The sequence below is a fragment of the Dactylosporangium cerinum genome (genome assembly GCF_042653625.1).
GTDB lineage: Bacteria > Actinomycetota > Actinomycetes > Mycobacteriales > Micromonosporaceae > Dactylosporangium > Dactylosporangium cerinum.
Genome location: NZ_JBHSIU010000042.1, coordinates 26,073 through 44,649, shown reverse-complemented (window position 1 = coordinate 44,649; position 18,577 = coordinate 26,073). Strand labels below are relative to the sequence as shown.

13 protein-coding genes and 1 pseudogene are annotated in these 18,577 nt (G+C 70.5%); 3 read left to right on the top strand and 11 right to left on the bottom strand.

Annotation, left to right across the window (positions count from 1 at the left end):
* Nucleotides 1–182: 182 nt before the first annotated feature.
* Genes ACFPIJ_RS33370 through ACFPIJ_RS33350 form a run of 5 tightly spaced genes read right to left on the bottom strand, consistent with a single transcriptional unit; the run spans nt 183 to nt 6,581 of the window.
* Nucleotides 183–2,081 carry a dipeptide ABC transporter ATP-binding protein gene (locus ACFPIJ_RS33370; protein WP_380121037.1) on the bottom strand — a complete coding sequence of 633 codons (1,899 nt, stop codon included), beginning with the start codon at nt 2,079–2,081 and terminating at the stop codon, nt 183–185.
* Nucleotides 2,078–2,929: an ABC transporter permease gene (locus ACFPIJ_RS33365; protein WP_380121035.1), complete on the bottom strand. Its 852-nt coding sequence runs from the start codon at nt 2,927–2,929 to the stop codon at nt 2,078–2,080. Before ACFPIJ_RS33365 ends, ACFPIJ_RS33370 begins: the two co-directional genes overlap by 4 nt.
* A complete protein-coding gene (locus tag ACFPIJ_RS33360) occupies nt 2,926–3,876 on the bottom strand; it encodes an ABC transporter permease (protein ID WP_380121033.1) in 951 nt (316 codons plus the stop codon). The genes ACFPIJ_RS33365 and ACFPIJ_RS33360 overlap by 4 nt, the downstream gene beginning before the upstream one ends.
* Nucleotides 3,870–4,952, bottom strand: coding sequence for an LLM class flavin-dependent oxidoreductase (locus ACFPIJ_RS33355; RefSeq protein ID WP_380121031.1), 1,083 nt, complete (start codon nt 4,950–4,952; stop codon nt 3,870–3,872). Before ACFPIJ_RS33355 ends, ACFPIJ_RS33360 begins: the two co-directional genes overlap by 7 nt.
* Nucleotides 4,953–4,955: 3 nt before the next feature.
* The gene (locus ACFPIJ_RS33350; RefSeq protein WP_380121029.1) at nt 4,956–6,581 is read right to left on the bottom strand and encodes an ABC transporter substrate-binding protein; all 1,626 of its coding nucleotides are present in this window, start codon (nt 6,579–6,581) and stop codon (nt 4,956–4,958) included.
* Between the two features lie 84 nt (nt 6,582–6,665).
* On the opposite strand from ACFPIJ_RS33350, the gene ACFPIJ_RS33345 reads away from it, so the two are divergent.
* Nucleotides 6,666–7,166 (top strand): MarR family winged helix-turn-helix transcriptional regulator, encoded by a 501-nt coding sequence (locus ACFPIJ_RS33345; protein WP_380121026.1) that lies wholly within the window; start codon nt 6,666–6,668, stop codon nt 7,164–7,166.
* Nucleotides 7,167–7,334: 168 nt separating this feature from the next.
* Here the strand turns inward: ACFPIJ_RS33345 and ACFPIJ_RS33340 are convergent, their stop codons facing one another.
* Both ACFPIJ_RS33340 and ACFPIJ_RS33335 read right to left on the bottom strand, forming a co-directional pair.
* Entirely contained in the window at nt 7,335–8,858 is a 1,524-nt protein-coding gene (locus ACFPIJ_RS33340) for a hypothetical protein (protein WP_380121024.1), read from the bottom strand.
* A gap of 185 nt (nt 8,859–9,043) precedes the next feature.
* Nucleotides 9,044–9,292: pseudogene (locus ACFPIJ_RS33335) on the bottom strand (LysR substrate-binding domain-containing protein); the annotation flags it as partial.
* Nucleotides 9,293–9,724: 432 nt separating this feature from the next.
* On the opposite strand from ACFPIJ_RS33335, the gene ACFPIJ_RS33330 reads away from it, so the two are divergent.
* Together ACFPIJ_RS33330 and ACFPIJ_RS33325 are read left to right on the top strand one after the other, a co-directional pair.
* Entirely contained in the window at nt 9,725–9,982 is a 258-nt protein-coding gene (locus tag ACFPIJ_RS33330) for a hypothetical protein (protein WP_380121021.1), read from the top strand.
* A 97-nt stretch (nt 9,983–10,079) separates the two neighbouring features.
* Nucleotides 10,080–11,273 carry a cytochrome P450 gene (locus ACFPIJ_RS33325; RefSeq protein ID WP_380121019.1) on the top strand — a complete coding sequence of 398 codons (1,194 nt, stop codon included), beginning with the start codon at nt 10,080–10,082 and terminating at the stop codon, nt 11,271–11,273.
* Nucleotides 11,274–11,293: 20 nt separating this feature from the next.
* On the opposite strand, the gene ACFPIJ_RS33320 is transcribed toward ACFPIJ_RS33325, so the two are convergent.
* The 4 genes from ACFPIJ_RS33320 to ACFPIJ_RS33305 form a co-directional block, all read right to left on the bottom strand.
* Nucleotides 11,294–12,250 (bottom strand): DUF5996 family protein, encoded by a 957-nt coding sequence (locus tag ACFPIJ_RS33320; protein ID WP_380121017.1) that lies wholly within the window; start codon nt 12,248–12,250, stop codon nt 11,294–11,296.
* 295 nt (nt 12,251–12,545) lie between these two features.
* The gene (locus ACFPIJ_RS33315; RefSeq protein WP_380121015.1) at nt 12,546–13,346 is read right to left on the bottom strand and encodes a hypothetical protein; all 801 of its coding nucleotides are present in this window, start codon (nt 13,344–13,346) and stop codon (nt 12,546–12,548) included.
* On the bottom strand, nt 13,346–17,530 hold the full coding sequence (locus ACFPIJ_RS33310; protein ID WP_380121013.1) for an AAA family ATPase: 4,185 nt from the start codon (nt 17,528–17,530) through the stop codon (nt 13,346–13,348). The genes ACFPIJ_RS33315 and ACFPIJ_RS33310 overlap by 1 nt, the downstream gene beginning before the upstream one ends.
* 114 nt (nt 17,531–17,644) lie before the next feature.
* Complete coding sequence (locus ACFPIJ_RS33305; protein WP_380121010.1) at nt 17,645–18,307, bottom strand: hypothetical protein; 663 nt, start codon at nt 18,305–18,307, stop codon at nt 17,645–17,647.
* Between the last annotated feature and the right edge of the window lie 270 nt (nt 18,308–18,577).

Here is an 18,577-nt window from a genome sequence, read left to right as displayed (position 1 = left end):
CGGTCGATCGGCACGCGTTCCGCGGCCGGCACATCGTGCGGATCTTCCTCGGTGCCACCCACCACCACGGCCGCGCGGCGTGCGGTCACCACGTCCTTGCCATCGCCGTCCCGACAACACGCCGCCACCCCCAACGATGTCCTACTCAACCCATCTGGTATTGACCTCAGACTATTTCCCGTCTATTTCGGCTTGGCGTCCGCTCCGTAAACGTGCCTCGGCAATTGAGACACGTCACTGGAACCCGGCGTGAAGGTCGTGGCGCCGGCGTTGACGGCACTTGCCCCCGTCCGCCGCTCGGGATCGGGCCATGGCGTCGCGGCGATCAGCTGCCGCGTGTAGTGATGTGCGGGCCGGGTGAACAGATCCTCCGCCGGCGCGAGTTCGACGATGCGGCCGCGGTACATGACGGCGACACGGTCGGAGATGTGCCGCACGGTGTGCAGGCCGTGGGCGATGAACAGGAAGGTGAGCCCGAGCCGCCGCTGCAGGTCCTGCATGAGGTTCACGATCTGCGCCTGCACGGAGACGTCGAGGGCCGAGACAGCCTCGTCGGCGACGACGACCGCCGGGTCGAGCGCGATCGCCCTGGCGAGGCCGACCCGCTGGCGTTGCCCGCCGGACAGCTGATGCGGGTACCGGTCGATCCACGCCGCCGGCAGACCCACCGTCTCCAGGAGCTCACCGGCTCGCACCCGGCGCTGCCTGCGACCCGCCGAGGTGTGGATCGCCAGCGACTCGCTCACGATGTCCCCGATCCGCCAGCGCGGATTCATCGCCCCGTACGAGTCCTGGAAGACGATCTGCAGGTGCTTGCGGACCTCCTTCAGCGCCCGGCCACGCATGGCGGTCAGGTCCTGACCGGCGTACCAGATCTGGCCGGCGTCCGGATCTTCCAGCCGGGTGATCAGCCGCCCCAGCGTGGACTTGCCGCTGCCGGACTCGCCTACCAGGCCGAGCGTCTCCCCGCGGCGGAGCTGGAGGCTGACACCGTCGACGGCGTGCACGGGCTTCCCGGCCCGGGTGTAGGTCCTCGTGAGCGCCCGCACCTCGACGAGCGTCTCCGACGGCCGCGCCGCCCGGCTCGTGGCGACCGCCCGGACCGGCGGCAGGGTGACGAGCGGCTGGGGGTGCCAGCAGGCAACGGATCGGCCGTCGAGGTCGCGCAGCGGGGGAACCGCCGTCCGGCACCGGTCCGTCGCCAGCGGGCAGCGTGGGTGGAAACGGCACCCGGAGGGCGGCGCGAACGGGCTCGGCGGGGCGCCGTCGATGACGGGCAGCGGCGTTCCGCGGTCGCTGTCCAGGCTGGTGACGGACCGCAGCAGGGCCGCGGTGTACGGGTGCTGCGGGGCGCGGAACAGCCGGCCGGTGTCGGACTGCTCGACGACGCGGCCCGCGTACATCACCGCGACGCGATCGGCGAACTGTGCCGCGATGCCCATGTCGTGGGTGATGAGCAGGATCGCCATGCCGAGTTCGGTCTGGAGGCTGTGCAGCAGCTGCAGCACCTGGGCCTGGATGGTGGTGTCGAGCGCCGTGGTCGGCTCGTCCGCGATCAGCAGGCTCGGGCCGCCGGCCAGCGCCATCGCGATCATCACCCGCTGCAGCATCCCGCCGGAGAGCTCACCCGGCAGTTGCCGCATGCACAGCTGCGGGTCCGGGATGCCGACGCGGTCGAGCAGGCGGACCGCGTGTTGCCAGCGCTGCCGGTGGTCCCCGTCGCCCGCGGCCTCGGTGAGCTGGGAGCCGACGGTGAACAGCGGATCGAAGGCGGCGAGGGGCTCCTGGAACACCATCGCCACCTTCCGCCCGCGGATCTGCCGCAGGTCCCGCTGGGCCAGGCGGGTGACGTCGTGTCCGTCGATGACGACCTTCCCGGCGGTGATCTGCAGGCCGTCGAAGTCCGTCAGCCGCATGATCGCCTTGGCGGTGACCGTCTTACCACTGCCGGACTCGCCGATCAGGCACACCGTCTCGCCCGGCCGGACCTGCAGGCTGACCTCCTCGACGAGGCTGACGGGCCCGTGTCGCGTCGGGGCGTGGATCGTCAGGCCGTCGATCGACAGCAGCGGCGGCGTCACGCCAGGCCTCCCACACTGTCCGTCCGGCGGTCGAGCACGTCCCGGAGGCGGTCGCCGAGCACGTTGACGCTCAGGATGAACAGCGTGATCGCCAGTCCGGGGAACGTCGACATCCACCAGCACACCGTGATGTAGCTGCGGCCGGCCGCGAGCAGGGCGCCCCAGTCCGGGATCTCCTTCGCGGCGCTGAGCCCGAGGTAGCTCAGGCCCGATCCGGCGAGGATCGACGTGCCGAGCCCGAGCGCGGCCATGACCAGCAGCGGCGACCAGGAGTTGGGCAGGATGTGCAGCAGCAGCATCCGGGCCCGGCCGGCGCCGAGGGCCCGGGCCGCGAGCAGGAACGGCCGGACCTTGACACCGGCGATCTGTCCGCGGGACACCCGGGCGTAGCCGGGAATCGATGCGAGCGAGATCGCCAGGACGATGTTGGCGAACCCGGGACCCAGCGCGGCCGCGATCGCGAGCGCCAGCAGGACACCGGGCACGGTCAGGATGATGTCGACGATGCGCATCAGGACCAGGTCGAGGACCCCGCCGAGATAGCCCGCGACCGCGCCGAGCAGGGCACCGGCGCTGCCGCCGGCCAGCACGGCGGCGACACCGACGAGCAGGGAGTCGCGGCTGCCGTACACGACCAGGCTGAACACGTCGCGCCCGAAGTAGTCGGTGCCGAACAGATGGTGCCATCCGGGCGGTGCCATGATCTCAGCCGGGTTCGCCTCGCTCGGTGCATGCGTGGCGATCAGCTGCGGCGCGGCCGCACAGAGCACGAAGAACACGATCACGCCCGCCGCCACCACGACGGCGGCATTGGCTCCCGACAGGCGGCGGCGCAGCGTCGCCGTCATCCGGGCCGCCCGGCGGCGCGCGGCAGCGACCGCCGCAGCCGCGGGTCGATGGCGGAGTACGACAGATCGACAATCATGTTGATTCCCGTGTAGACGACAGCGGAACAGAACACGACACCCTGGACGACCGGGATGTCCCGCGTCGTGAGGGCGTCCGCGACCAGACGGCCGATCCCCGGCCGGGCGAACACCGTCTCGATGACGACGGAACCACCCAGCAGCTCAGCACTCATCAGGCCGATGACCGTGACCGCCGGCAGCAACGCGTTCCGCAGCGCGTGGCGGTACATGACCAGCCGCTCCGGCAGGCCCTTGGCCCGCAGCGTCACGACGAACGGCTCGCCGAGCACGTCCAGCATGCTGTTGCGCACGAGCCGGGCGATGACGCCCACACTGCCGAACCCGAGGGCCAGCGAGGGCAGCACGAGGGTCTGCCAACCGTCGGCACCCATCGACGGCAACCAGCCCAGGATGTTGGCGAACACGATGATGAGGAGGATGCCGATCCAGAAGGACGGCATCGAGACACCGAACAACGCCACGATCCGGACGACGAGGTCGAGGCTCCGGTTGCGGTGGGTGGCCGACGCGACGCCGAGCACCACGCCGAAGGTCACGGCGACGAGCGAACCGGTCAGCGTCAGGGCGAGCGTGGCCGGGAAGCTGTGGAGGATCAGCGGCAGGACCGGCTGGCCGGTGGCCAGCGAGGTCCCGAAGTCGCCGCGCAGCACGCCGCCGACATACCCGGCGAGCTGCACGAGGAAGGGCCGGTCGAGGCCGAGCTGGTGCCGCAACTGGGCGACCTCGGCCGGCGGCATGCGCGTCACGTCGATCAGCGAGTCGACGAGGTCGCCCGGCAGCAGATGCATGATGGTGAACACGAGCACCAGGGACCCCAGCACGACGGCGAACGCCGCCAGCACCCGGCCGGCGACGAACCTCACCATCGCCGGCCCGTGCTCGCCGCATCCGTTGGCGGCGCCCCCTCCCACAGCCCGGTCGGAGCGGCCTTCTTGACGACCGGCATGACCTCGGTGGCGAACCGCTCGAGCTGTTCGCTCTGCTCTGCCAGGGCGAGCCCGTCGACGAGCAGGTTGATGACGTCGTTGCCGTAGTCGGCGTGATAGCCCAGAATCCGGTCGATGACGTCCTGCGGGCTGCCGATCAGGCTCGGGGTGCTGGCGATGTACTCGCGAAGGCCATCGTAGGGCGAACCGTTCTTACGGCCGACCGAGGTGTTCAGGTAGTTCGCGTAGTGCGGCTCGAACTGCTTGATGGCCCGCTCGGTGGTGTCCGCCAGGTACAGGAAACCGCCGCTGATCCCGGTGGACGCGCCGCGCGGGTCGTGTCCGTAGAACTGCCACCGCTCCCGGTAGTGCTCGAAGTACGCGCGGTACTGCTGCCGGTTCGGCCCGCCCGCCGTGGAGAAGAGCGCATCGCCGTACCGAGCGGCGGTCTCCGCGGTCGACAGGCGGCTGGATCCGGCGTGCCACACCCGGATCGGTTGTTGATAGGGGCGCGGCTGGACGGTGACCCGGTCCAGCGGCGTCCGGAACCGCCCGCGCCAGGTGACCTGCTCCTCCGTCCACAGCCGGCGCAGCAGGTCGTAGCGCTCGGCCAGGCTGTCGCGGACCTGATCCACGGTCAGGTCGAAGATCGGCAGCTGTTCGACGTCGCCGCCCTTGCCGATCATCAGATCGAGCCGTCCCCCGGACAGATGGTCCAGGGTCGCGTAGTCCTCGGCGACGCGGACCGGGTCGAGCACGCTGAGCACCGTGACGGTCGTGATCAGCCGGATGCGCGTCGTCAGGGCGGCAATGTGGCTGAGCAGGACAGGTGGCGACGAATTGATCACCGAGCCGGTGTGCCGCTCACCGGCGCCGTAGGCGTCGATGCCGAGCTTGTCGGCCAGGACGGCCTCGTCGACGATCCGGCGGAACCGCTGCTGCTGAGTCAACCGCTCGCCGGTGCCTCGATTGGGCTCGTCAATGCCGTTGATGGCCGAGAAGAGCAGGAACTTCATTGCTCAGCCCGCCAGGTAGGCGTCGTTGATGATCGGCGAGTTGAGCGGGTCGAACGCCAGGCCCTGGACCTTCCTCGACGCGGCCACCGTGTACGTGGGCGCGTAGATCGGGATCAGCGCCACCTGGTCGATCAGCTTGCGTTGCACCTGCTTGTACAGCTCGGCCCGGCGCTGGGAATCGAGGCTCGCGGCGCCCTCGTCGAGCCACGCGTCGATGTCGGGGTCGGCGATGCCGGCCAGGTCCTGCGTGCCGTTGACCAGCGCGAGGATCCTGGACGAGTAGAAGCCGCTCAGCGCGTCGGGGTCGACGGCCGCGGTGCCGGTCGGGTACACGTCGAACTCGCCCGTCTTGGTCAGCAGTTCGGCGACGTTGGACGAGACGTCGACGTCGACCTTGATGCCGACCGCCTTCAACTGCTGCTGCACGAGCTGGGCGATGTCGTGGCTCTTCTCGTTGTTGGGGTAGCTGCCGACATAGCGCAGGACCAGTTGCGTGCCGCCCTTGACCCGCACCCCGTCCGGCCCCGCCGTCCAGCCGGCCTCGTCGAGCAGGTGTTTCGCCTCCGCCACGTCGGGTTGGTAGCTGCGCTCCAGCGAGGCGTCGTATCCGAGGACGCCCGGGGTGACGGCGGACCATGCGCGCTCGTAGGTGCCGAGGTACAGGGTCTTGACGATGGACTCGACGTCGAGTCCGGCCCGCACCGCCTTCCGCAGCCGTACGTCGTCCCAGGGCTGCTGCTTCTGGTTGAAGATGAGCGAGTACGGCAGCCCGGTCACCCGCTCCTTGACCAGCCGCAGGCGCTTGTCGCGCTCGACGCCTGCGGCGAGCTGCGCGGGCACCTTCTCCGCGGCGAGCAGCTCCCCGCCCTGCGCGCCCCCGATCCGGGTCGCGTCCTCGGGGACGATGCGGAAGACGACCTCGTCGAGATGGCCCGCCCCACGGTTCTTGACGGCCGGTTGGGCCCAGGCGTAGCCGGGGTTGCGCTTGAGCACGATCTGCGAGTTCGTGTCCCAGCGGACGAACTCGTAGGGGCCTGAGCCGACCGGATGGCGGGTGAACTGGTCTCCCTGCTTGGCCGCGGCGGTGGGCGACACGATGCCCAGGAAGGGTGAGGCGAGATTGGTCAGAAGCGCGCTCGACGGCTTGTTCAGCGTCAGCCGGACCGTGCGCGCGTCGAGGACCTCGGTGCTCTTGAGTGCGTTGAGCTGGAACTTGGCCGTGAGCGACTTGGTCTGCGGCGCCAGGATCCGGTCGAACGTGAACTTCACCGCGTCGGCGTTCAGCGGTGTCGCGTCCTGGAAGCGCACGTCGTCGCGGAGCGTGAACGTGTACGCCGTACCGTCGGCGGAAATGTCCCACTTCGTAGCGAGCCACGGCTGGACGGACCCGTCCGGCTGCAACGAGACGAGACTGTCGAAGATGGAGCGCAGGACGCGCCCGGCGACGTTGAGGCCACTGCGGGCCGGATCGAGCTGGTCCGGCGACGTGGCCAGCGCATAGGTGAGTGTTCCGCCGGGGCGCGGCGCGCCGCCGGACTGGCCGGCGGCGGTATCGGTCGACGAGCACGCGCTGAGCACGGCGGCCAGGCCGAGCCCGGCGGCCAGGGCCCGCACCTTAACAGCTTTCATTGGTGGAGTACTCCGATGTTCGCGGCGCTAGGGTTTACATGGAAACTCATGTCCTAGTGTCACGGTAGGGAAGATAGGGTTTACATGTCAAATGGTCTTGGGTTCGACGACCCCGCGCACGCCGACCTCGCCGCCGAATTCAGCAAGGAGGAGTTCCGGCTGTGGTTCGCCTACTTCGACATGGAGGCCGCCCTGTGGCAACGCCTGACCAAGCAACTGCGGCGCGACACCGGCCTGTCGGAGGCCGACTTCCGGGTGCTCGTGTCGCTCCTGAACGCCGAGCCGGAACAGCTACGGTCCTATGAGCTGGCGGCCCGCATCGACTTCGACCGGGCCCGGCTCCACCGGCACCTGGACCGCATGGAGACGCGCGGCATGATCCGGCGGCGCCAGGCCGACGACAACCCGCGAGGCGTCGTCGTGGAACTGGCGCCCGACGGCCGAGCCGCCATCGTCGCCGCCCGACCGGTGCGCAGCCGCCACATCCGCGAGGCCATCGTGCAGGCGCTGACCCCGGAGGAACTCGCGGCGTTCACGCACGCCAGCGAGAAGATCCTGGCCAACCTGCGCTCACTCGAGCGGTGAGCCGACCCCGACGGACGCTTCACAGCCAACGCCACCGAGAGCCTCCTGCGATAGCACCAACGCGCTCGACGATGCGTCCGAGTGCGTCGACGGTCGACGCCGCGACCTGTCGGTCGAGGTAGCGGTCGGGCAGTTGGGCGTGCGGTTCGAGCCGATGGGGAGCTGCGGTCACGGGCGGGTCTCCTGGGGATTGGCCGGCGGGGATGTCCGGGCGGTGCGCAGATGGTCAGCGGCCTCCTGCGTGAGGGTGTCGGCAGGCCATCCGGCAAGGGTGGTCAACGCGATACGCCGCGCTTCGGGCGTGCTGCTGGTGAGTGCGGAGCGCAGCAAGGGCCAGCCGTGTTCAGGATGGCGTCGGAGGAAGTGCGCGAACAGCAGGAGAGCATGGTCGCGTTCGGGTCGGGGGGTCGTGGTGAGGCGCCGCTCGGCCAGGTCGAGGATGTGTGCGACGTGCCGGAGGTCGCTGTTGCACAGCGCATGTGCCCAGGTCGGGTCGAGCAGGGACGGTCCGGTTTCCAGACGTGCCAAGCATTGGGCCGTCGGGCTCAGGCCCAGGACTTCGGCAGGTCGCAGAGCGAGGTGGAAGTGGGGGCGCTGGGGGTCGGCGAGGTGGTCCAGGACAAGCGCACGCCACCGGGGTTCGTGGAGCAGGCCCTCGTAGCGTGCTGTCAGGCAGGCGATGTCGGCGGGCCGCCAGGGCAGTTCCTGGGGCGGGTGGCGGAAGAACATGGTGATGCTGATCAGGTCGCGAAGCATGGCGATGGTGGGCGTTCGGGCGTGGACCAGGTCGGCATAGCGGTGCAGCACGGGTACGGCGTGCGAGTATTCGGCCAGCCCGGGTGCGGGACCTCCCTGGCCGTCGGCCATTGCGGCAAGGATGCCCCCGCCGCCGTTCAGGAGCGGAGTGTCGACGTAGAGGTGGTTCAGGGCGCCGTGCAGGTCGCCGGTGGTCGCGGCGAGGTGGGCGAGGTACTCGTCCATGATGGCGTTGCGGAAGCCCTCGCGCAGCAGCCACGCCCTGATGGAGGGTTCTTTGGTATCGCGCAGCGTTCGGGCCGCGTGGATGCGTCCCCAGCCCGCGACTTGTTGGGCGAGGGCATGAACGGCCAGGTCTCCGTCGGGCTGGGAGCGGTGGAGTGCGATGGCTGCATAGAGGGTGAGCTCATCCAGGGTGCCGAGCAGGAGCAGCAGTTCCCGGTCGCGAATGTCCCCGCCCAGGCCTAGGAGCACCAGGCCGATCTTGACCGGGGCTCGGTGGGTGCCGTGCTCTGCCAACTGCCGGCCGACTCGGCGCAGGCCGTCGGGCGGCAGACCTCGGCGGCGGACCTCGGTGCTGAGGTCGTCGGCGACGTCGATCGGCGAGCAAGCAGTGAGGAGGTCGTGGAGACCCTTGAGCTTGTCGCCGCTGAGGCCGGGCACCGGTGCCGACAGCAGATGTTCGAGGTGGCTGGCGAGTTCGGCACCGGCGGGAGGAACCACGCCGTCGCCGTCCGGAGTACGGCGTACCAGAGCGTCTTCACCGCCGCCGACGAAGGCGAGGCGAGTGCTGTCCGGGCGTGCATCGGGAAGCGGATCGCCAAACCCGGGCCACGGGCCGGGACCGTAGCGAGCACGAAGGGTTCGTGCATGGTCGAGAAAGGTGGGACTCGTGCTGGCGACGCCGCCGTTGCGCACCCACCGCGAGCCGGTCAACGACCGGAGGGCTGGCTGCCCTTTCGTGTAGTCATGACGTGGATAGTGCCCAATACGGCTCGTCTTGGCAACCGAGCCCCTCGTCGGCAGACCTTCACACGATCAGCTGACAGTTCTTCGGCCGACCGCCGACCTGCCGGACTAGGTGACCATGTTACGAGCGCCGGGCGCGCTCGGTGCGCATCTCACTGGCCGACCCGTTCGTTGATCTGGACGCGCAACTCGGCAACGGCGTCGTCCAGCAGGTCGAGGAAAGCGACGACAGCGGGTGGTTTAGCGAGCCCGCGCGGGGTGGCGGCGTAAACAGCGCGGACCGGCGCGTCGTCGGGATGCAGCGCGGCGAGCGCGACGTCGGGACGGGTGGCGGCGACGGCGAGCGACGGGATGAGGGTGATGCCCAGGCCCGCCGCGACCAATCCCGCAGCCGCGTGGAGACGACCGACCTGCGATCGACCGTGTCAGGCCGCTCGGGCAGTCGGCGAGGAGTCCCTCACCGCCGCGATGTACCGGCGCGCAAGGCGCGCACCGCGGTTTTCGGCGTATTCAACGGAGCAAACTGAGCCCCACACGTCGTCGAGGTGGCGTGATGCCGGGTTGCCGTCCCGTTCGCCGCGGGGCCATGTCCCGGGTCGACCGGTTTCGGGATGCGGGACGACCCGGTGCGTGTCACCGCTCTGCTCCTCGCAGCCCGACACGAGGACGCGGGGTACGGCAGGGATACCTGCCAGCAGGTATCGGCGGGTGCGGAGACCCGCAGTCGGAGAGTCCCGCTGGCGCCGAGGCCGTCCCCCAACCGTACGAGAGAACGTGGATGGAGAAACATTCCACACCCCGTTGAACACGCCCCCTCAGAACAGGTGATTCCCATGACGATCTGCCCGGTTGAGCCGATGCTGAGCATGGCGCTGTTCATCTCCGACACGTCCGCATCCTGCGACCTGGACGACGCCACCATCCGCGAGACTGTTCACCGCACGCTCGAACAGCTCGGCCCCGACGAGTGCTACGCCCGGGCCGCGGAAGTGTTCGGCAACCGCCCCGAGGTTGCGCAGCGCAGGATCCAGTGGGCGCGCGAGCGGTGCGCCCGCGCGATGGCGCCCGCCCTCGCCGGCGCCGCCGCCTGACATCCGGCCCAGCACCCCGCCCGACGGCAGTCCGGTTTGGGGGTCTGGCCGACGGGTAGGCCGCGCGTACCGCCGGACCCCGATCGGAGGCTCATCGATGACTGCTCCCACGCTGCCGGACCTCTACGAGTGGCTGGAACGCTCACGCCGCGACGGTCAGGTGCACTATGACGAGAGGCAGCAGTCCTGGGCCGTGCTCGGACATCCCGAAGCCGCGGCGGTCCTCACGGATCCGGCCACCTTCTCCTCCGATCTCGGCGATCTGCTGCCCAGGCAGGAGGACATGGAACTGTTCCAGCGCGGCAACTTCGTCCGGATGGATCCGCCCCAGCACGACAGGCTGCGGAGGTTGGTGAGCCAGGCGTTCACCCCGAAGGTGGTGGCAGGTCTGGCTCCCCGCATCGAAGAGGTCACCTCCGAACTGCTCGACGCTCAGGCCGGTGAGCGCCGGTTCGATCTGATCGACGACCTTGCGTACCCGCTACCGGTGATCGTGATCGCCGAGCTGCTCGGCATCCCGGCGTCCGATCGCCCGGTGTTCCGGCGGTGGGCCGACGGCCTGTTCGAACGCTCGAACGCCGGCCCCGACGAGTCGCTGATCCGGATGATGGACGATGACGCGTTGGCCGCTGTGGCGCCGGTGATGCACGAGATGAACGCCTACCTGCTGGCGCACATCCGTGCCCGCCGGGCGTCGCCCGCCGACGACCTGACCAGCAGGCTCGTGATGGCCGACGGCGACGGCGAACGCCTGACCGACGAGGAGATCGTCGGGTTCGTCGGCTTGCTGTTGCTCGCCGGACACATCACGACGACGGCGACGCTGGGCAACACGGTGCTCTGCTTCGAGGCTCATCCGGACGCCGCAGCCGAGGTGCGGGCCGACCCGGCGCTGCTGCCCGCCGCGATCGAAGAGGTGCTGCGCCTGCGCACGCCCTTCCCGCGGCTGGCCCGGCGGGCGACCACCGCCGCCACGATCGGCGAGGCCGCCATCCCGGCCGGCGCGGTCGTCGTGGCCTGGCTCGCGGCCGCCAACCGCGACGAGCGGATCTTCGCCGAGCCCGATCGGTTCGACGTCCACCGGTCCCCCAACCCTCACCTCACCTTCGGACACGGGATCCATTTCTGTGTCGGCGCGCCCCTGGCCCGCCTGGAGGCGAAGATTGCGATGGGCATGCTGCTCGATCGGTACCGCGATGTCACGGTCGATGCCGACGCGCCGATCGCGTTCCGCAACCCGTGGGTGATGATCAGCCCCACCAGGCTGCCGCTGGCGGTCAACGCGGCCTGAGGCCGAGGGTCCCATGGTCCTCACGGGGTGAGCAGCAACGCCCGGCGATGGCTCGGCGGCATGGGCGGCGTCCATTCGAGCGACTCGCGCGGCCAGTCCTGCAGCTGCGCCCCAGCCTCGTACGTGCTCTGCGCGAAGTCCAGGATCGCCTGGCGCGGATCGGCCGAGTTCCGGACGTCGTCGTAGCTGAGGATGAACTCGCCGAGACCGGCGTCGAAACGCGCCGTCGCCGGCGCGATCGGCTGGTCCTGGATCCCCGGCGGCCCCGGATAGTTGTAGGCGAAGAAGACCGGCTGCTCGACGCGTTCGCCGTTGAGCCAGGTCCCGCCGGGCCAGAAGCCCACCGTGCTCTGTTCGGCGGTGTAGCTGAACCGGGTGATCGTGTCGGCGCCCGGCGGCGGTTCGGCCGACCGGCCCGAGTACCGCGTGGTGGCCAGATCGAAGGAGCCCCAGTAGAACTGGACCGGGCTGGCCTTGCCGGTGAAGCGGGCCCGGAACTCGGCGAGGATCGCGCCGACCTGACACAGCACGTGCCAGTACCGCTCGGCCTGGGCGCCGTCGTACGTGGCGTGCCGGTCGTCCCGGTCGAACGGGATCGGGTCCGGCACCTCCACCGGCTGTGGCCAGATCGGGACGTGCAACCCGAGGTCGTCCAGCGCCGCCATGGTGTCGGCGTAGAAGTCGCGGACCGGCCGACCGAGCGGAACGGCGCGCCGCTCCCCGACGCTGGTCTCGATGCGAACCTGGTGTTCGAGCAGGTCGAGTTCCATCTGGAAGGTGCGGTCACCGTACGGGATCGCCGCCGTCCGCAGACCCCGGGCGGACAGCTCCAGAGCGACCTGCCACCAGTGGTTCGTCATCGGTCGCAACGCCAGCGAGAGCTTCCCGGCGATCTGGGCATACATGTGCAGCGTGTCGTAGGTGGGTTCCCATTCGTCGACTGGCAGAGCCGGCCAGCGCTGTTCCTGGTTGGTCATCTTCCGCCCCCAAGGTCACCGCCCCGAGCCGGGACGGTGTGCTCAGCACGAGTCATGTCGGGGGTTGTGCTGCCCGACTCGAATCCGATCATGCAGGTCCGGTACTGCCCGCCGACACTGCAGCGCACGACGGCGCCCGCGGGGTGGGTGGCGCTGGAGTTCCCGTGGCGCTCCGATCCCCGCATGGTGCGTGGTGGAGCGTGGCATATTCGCAGACCGACGGCCGTCACGCAGGTGGCCTCGTCGACCGGATACCGCGGCATCGCCGAACGAGACACCGCCTGGGCAGGAAACCTCAGCTGCCGATGGCCTCGCGCAGGCGGGCGGCGGCCAGGTAGGCGCGGACACGGTGGAAGTCGAACAGCGCGACGCTCTCCTCGTGGTCGACGTCGGTGGCGAACCTGCCGCCGAGTCGGCGGGGAATCGCCACCAGGTCGCCGACATCGGCGATGTTGACCCACCGACGCACGCCGGCGGGCCGGGTGCCGGTCAGTGCCGCAGGGCGCAGCCTGGGGTAGACGACGTCGGGCATCGCCAGGGGCGAGCCAACGGTGACCAGCAGGTCGACCGCGAGGGACGGATTCGCGTGCAGCGCCTCGTAGGCGACGATGCTGCCGAGGGAGTGGGCGATGACCACCTGTGGCTCGTGTTCGAGGATCGTCCGGGCAACCTCGTCACGGGCGGCCGCGCGGACAGTCCCGTCAGTGTCGCCGGCTTCTGCGAGGTACGTCGCGACCTCGGCGAAGAACACCGCGACGAACCAGCGCACCGCGGCGCTGTCGAGCCCGAACCGCCGCGCGACCCAGTCGGCGAGGTGGCGCAGCGGCGCCGTGGCCCGTCCCTGGGCCAGCTCGGCGGGTGCGCCGAGCGCGGCGCCCCAGGCGAGCACGAACTGCTCGGCGCCGGGGTCGAGGTGGTCGATGTCGGCGCCGCTCTGCCCCGTCCGCGTCTTCAGGTGGTGGGCGTAGTACGCCACGCGCAGATCGTGCGGACCGCCGAGGGCGTCGGCCCAGATCCGGCTGAGCCGCGCGGCCGCCTCAGCCGGCTCACGTGCGGCGTCGTGGTTGCCCACCCCGTGGACGCCGACGATCCGCATCATGCCCTCCCTGGCAGGTTGATCTCGACGACACCGACGTGCCGGTCGAATCCGGCGAGCACGGTGAGCGTATCGCCGGCGAGCGCGGTAGCGGCGTAGACCGCGCCCGGCAGGGTCACGACGTCGAGCAGGGCACGCGTGGTGATGTCCCATACATGCAGCTGCCCGTCGTTGCCTGCGGTGAGCACGACCGGTCGCCCGGCGATCTCGCGCGCGACCAGGGCGTGGACCCAGGTGTCGCGGTGCTCCACGGTGTCCACCAGTCGCCCGTCCGTCAGACTCCAGACCTCGACCACAGCCATGTCGCCTACGGTCACCACCACCGGGATTCCGGCCAGCACGGCTGTTGCGATCACAAGGGTGCCGGCATGGCTGCCGAACGTGCGCAGTTGCCGCCCGTCGGCGAGATCCAGCACCCGCAGCGGCCCGTCCCGGTGGCCCGTCACGAGCATGGGCCGGCCGTCGATGGTGACGGCGGCCATCGCGGTCACCGCGGAGTCGGTGGCAATGCTGCGCAGCGGCCGCTCATCGGCCCGGCGCCAAATGCTGATCTCCCCGTTCTCCCGGCCGGAAATCACCACCGGCTCGCCGCCCACCTGGGCTATCGCTGTTGCCGTGATCCGTTCACGGTTCGCGGCGAACGCATGGATCAGGTCGCCGGTGCCGAGGTCCCACAGCCGCAGCGTCCCGTCATCGCCGCCCGACGCGAGGACCGGGCGGTTGTGCAGCGTTCCAGTCGCCAGGGACCACACCGCGCGGTCGTGGCCGCCCAGGGTGAATATCAGCTGGCCGTTGCCGAGGTCCCAGACCCGGATCTGGGCGTCGCTGCCGGCTGAGACTGCGACCGGCCGGCCGATCGGCCCGCCGGTCGCCACAGCGTAGACCCATCCGACATGGCCGTCCGGCGTCGCGCCGTCGCCGGCGACGTTCCAAACCCGGGTGGTGCTGTCCAGCCCGCCGCTGACCACCACCGGTTCGCCGCCGATCTCGCCCGTCGCCACCGCGTTGACCCGGTTGTCGTGACCGATCAGGACGCCCATCGGTGTGCCGGCGTCGAGGTCCCAGAGCCGAACCGTGGCGTCGCTGCCGGCGCTGACCGCGACCGCGTGCCCGGCCACGGTGCCCGTGGCCACGCCGGCGACGTCTCCGGCGTGGTCGGTGAACGAGTACACCTGGCGGCCGTCGACAAGGTCCCAGACGGTCACCGGGCCGGCACTGCTGCCGGAGACGGCCACCGGCCGCCCCCGCAGATCGCCTGTGGCGAGAGCGCCGATCCAGCCGTTGCCATCGGTCATGGCGTGGACCCGCGAGCCGTCGGCGAGGTCCCATACGCTCACCCAGCCGTCGTAGCTGCCGCCGATCACCACGGTACGTCCGTCGACCGCACCGACTGCCAGCGCCTGTATCTGGCCCCGGCCGCCCTCCAGCGTGCGCAGGAGCTCGCCGTTGCCGAGGTCCCAGATGTAGACGAACCCCTCGTCGCCGCCGCCCAGTGCGATCAGGCGATCCGCGTGGCTGGTCACCGCGACGGACGACACCGTGCCGCCGCCGGTCAGCGTCCGGATGAGTCGACCGTTGAGCAGGTCCCACACGTGTACGCCGCCGGTGTCGAGGCCGATGAGCGCCATCAGTGTCCCGTCCGCGCCCGCCGTGGCCATGGCGTATCCGGAACCGTCAGGATCCGTCACGACCGAAAGCTCGCGGCCGTTCCTCAGGTCCCATACGCGGACAGTCCGGTCGCTGGCGCTGGTGACCGCCAGTGGGGTGCCGTCGAGTTCCACGACGAAGGCGTTGTAGATCGCGCCGGTGTGGCCGGTCATCAGGTGGCGCAGCGCGGCGCTGTCGTCGGCTGTGACCCAGCGCGGCCGCCATTGCATCGGCGGGAGGTCGGACACGGCGGCCAGCGCCGCGAGGACGTGCGGTGCTCCGACGCGGCACGCGTCGACGGCGAGCATGTCCCGACGGCCGGCGGCATCGAGCGGGGCGTGCCGGTCGACGGACGCCCGGTACACGGTGGCGGTGGAGCGGGCTCGAGCACTGTCTGCCGCGTACAGACACGCCGCGACGGCGTCGGGCTCGGCGTGGACCAGGAAACCCCCGTCGGCCAGCAGCTCGTCGACGTAGTCAGCCTGAATCGCGTGTTCCGCGGCGTGGCGCAACAGGTACGGTTCCGCGTCGGCCCACCGTCCCGGTTCCCCGTTGCGGTGCCCGATACCGGCGAGCAGCCTGGTCAGCAGAGCCCGTTCCGTCTGCTGCGGGTCGTCGCCCGCGTGGCGGGTCCACAGGTAGTCGGCCAGGCCTTGGTGGAACAGGCGATACAGGACGGTGCCGTCCACGTCGACGTCCTGGCGCAGGTAGAACCGGGCGTCGTCGAGGGCGACGGGTGACGGCTCAATCGCTGCGGCGATGAGGGTGAGGGGCATGCCGGCACCGAAACTGTAGGCGAGGGTGGACAGCAACGGCCGCAGCTGCGGCCGGGTGCCGTCGCCGAGGTCGAGCTCCATCACCTCCGGCAGGGTGCGCGGAACAGCCGCGGCGGCGTCACGTGCCGTGGCCGTGTCGGGCAGTGGGTCCCCGCGGCGAAGGTGCCGGGCGAAGAGCTGCGCGACCAGGAACTGTCCCCAACGCGGCTCGCGCGCCTCTTCGGACCACGGCCGGGTGAGCATCTCGGCGACGGTCCCGGCGAGCGTGCGCAGTATCGGCCGCTGCGCGGCGGTGCGGTACTGAGGCCGTAGCAGATCGGTGACGTAGCCGGCCAGATCGTCGCGTAGCTCCTCGGAGGGCACCTCGTCAAGATCCAGCACGCCGCCGGTCGCCTCGGCGTCCTCGCGCAGCGCCTGGAACTCCGGCCACGATCGGGCACCGACGACCAGCCGGCACGTGGTGGCCAGCGGCAGCAGCACCTCGTCGAGCACCGCGACCGGATCGCTCGCCTCGTCCAGCGCGTCCAGCACGATCACCGCCGGCGCTGCACGCTGCGCGACCGCAGCGACGAGCGCGTCGGTGGTGGCAAGCGGCTCGTTGCATCCGAGCTGCCGCCCGACGGACGCCACGACGTCCTCCAGGCGCAGCCGCCGGGCATGCACGACGACCAGACCTGCGTTGACGGCCGGCAGGTCGTCGCGGCGGTCACGCCACAGGGGCTCGCACAGCGACGACAGGACCGGATGGGCGGCGCACACGGTGATGCCCAGCAGCGCCGACTTGCCGGCCCCGGGACTCCCGGTCACCAGCAGCAGTCCCGGCGCCGCGGGCACGGCGTCCAGCCAGTCCGCAAGCCGCCGCAGCTGTGGGCTCCGGCCACGGAAGGCGCCGGGGCGGCCCGGATCCGCCTCGCTGCCGGTGCCGGCGGCACGGGCCGCGAAGTGCCGCCAGTCCAAGGCCTCATCCAGCTCGTCGAGGAACGGACGGGCGGAACTGTCCACCGCCGAGCGCTGCTGCAGGGCCGCCGCGGCGCCGGCCTGGTAGCGCGGGTTGGGCACGAACGGGAAATACTCTTCGGACGCGAGGTCCACGCGCGTGCCGACGACCCGCTGCGGGTAGCCGCCCTCGCCCAGCCGGTCGACCTCCCGCCGGATCTGCTGGGCCAGGGTGCGGGCCGGCACAAACTGCCACCCGGCGGCCAGGTCCAGCCCACCGGTGGCGATCCGCGCCAGCACGGTGGCGGTTGCCTCGCTGAACCGCCCGTTGAAGGCGAGCTCCCGCTGGTCCGTCGCGGCGATCACCCAGGCGCGGCGTTCGCCGTCGGCGACGTTGCCCTGCCAGTCGATGCGGGCCGCGGTCCCGCCGTAGCACACGTCGAGCAGGAACAGCACATGCGGATCGCGCCCCTCCGCCGTGGCCAGCCACTGCTCGACGTCGGTATCCGGGTCCACGACACCGTCGGCGCCGACAACGTGCAGCTTCGCCGTCCTCGGGTGGACCGCACCGTGGCTGAGCACGTGCACGATCACGATGTCTCCAGCATCGCAGAAGCGCAGGAACGCGCGCACCGCCGTGCCGAGGTCGGCCGCCGACACGTCCACGACCGTCTGCTGGTCCACATAGGAGAGCCGGCGCAGCTGCGCCGCGACGCCGGTGCCCAGGGCCGCGGCGAACGGCAGTGCGTCGAGCCCGCCGACGGGCGCCTCGTCGTCAGTGTCCGGCTGGAACCGCGAGATCGTGACGCTCAGCAGTCGATACACGCCAGACCCCCTTGTCCGCTCACCGCATCGTAGCCGTCCGGGGCGTGACGACATGGCGTCCGCGGCCTCGCCGGGGCGGGTCGGCGGCCGGCGTGTTCATCGTCCCGGCCGCGCTCAGGCCACCTCGGCCGGGATCGGGTCGAACGACGTCCCGTCCGCCGGGCCCACCTCCTGCAACTGCCCGTCCCGCACCAGGTACACAAAATTGTGCCGGGTCCGCGCGGCGAAGTCGGCCCGCTGCTCGTCGGTCCAGTCGTCGCGGTGGGTGCGGGGGTACTCGGCGTAGTCCGGTTCGGTGAGCAGCCGGATCACGTAGACAGCGTTGGCGCGCACCTCGATGCGCCACCGATCGTCGGGCCACTCGCCCTTGGCCTCGATGACGCCGTCGACGACGTGGTCGAAGGTGAACCCGTCCAGCGCGGATGGATACACCCGGCCCGCCACCGGGTCGACCCGCTCCCGCGCGACGGTGGCGTCCGGCTGCAGGAACGTGTGCACCAGGTACCCCATCCAGAGATCGGCCTCATAGAACTTCTCGTGCTCGTTCCAGGCGATCGCGGTGCCGTCGGCGGTCGGCGCCCACTTGCACCAGTACCCGGGCTTGCCCGGGTCCGGATCCCCGGTGCCCTCGAGCTCGTCGCCGTAGCCGAGCGCGTAGGGGCCGGTGGTCCGGGGCTCGTGCCTGGTCTCGGCGAACGCCAGCAGGTAATCGATCTCGTGCTGGTTCAGCGGAGGAGTGATCGTCACCTGGCCGGTGAACTTGGTCTCGTAACCCACGGCGGTCCCCGTCCTTCCACAAAGTGTCGTACGTGTATATCAAGGCGCAAGTCGGACTGGTTGAACCCACGCGGTTTCATACCCCGGCAGAGAGCGCTCCCAGCGGGTCGGTAATCGGCGGGTGTCACTGCGCAGCGGTCCATCACGCCGCTCCGGCCTCCCCGTAGGCCAGATTTGGTAAGCGCTCTCCCAATTCATGCGAAGCATTGACACCTCTCCAAGGAGCGGCCAAAGTGACCCGTGTGAGAGCGCTCTCTCACACCCTCGTCA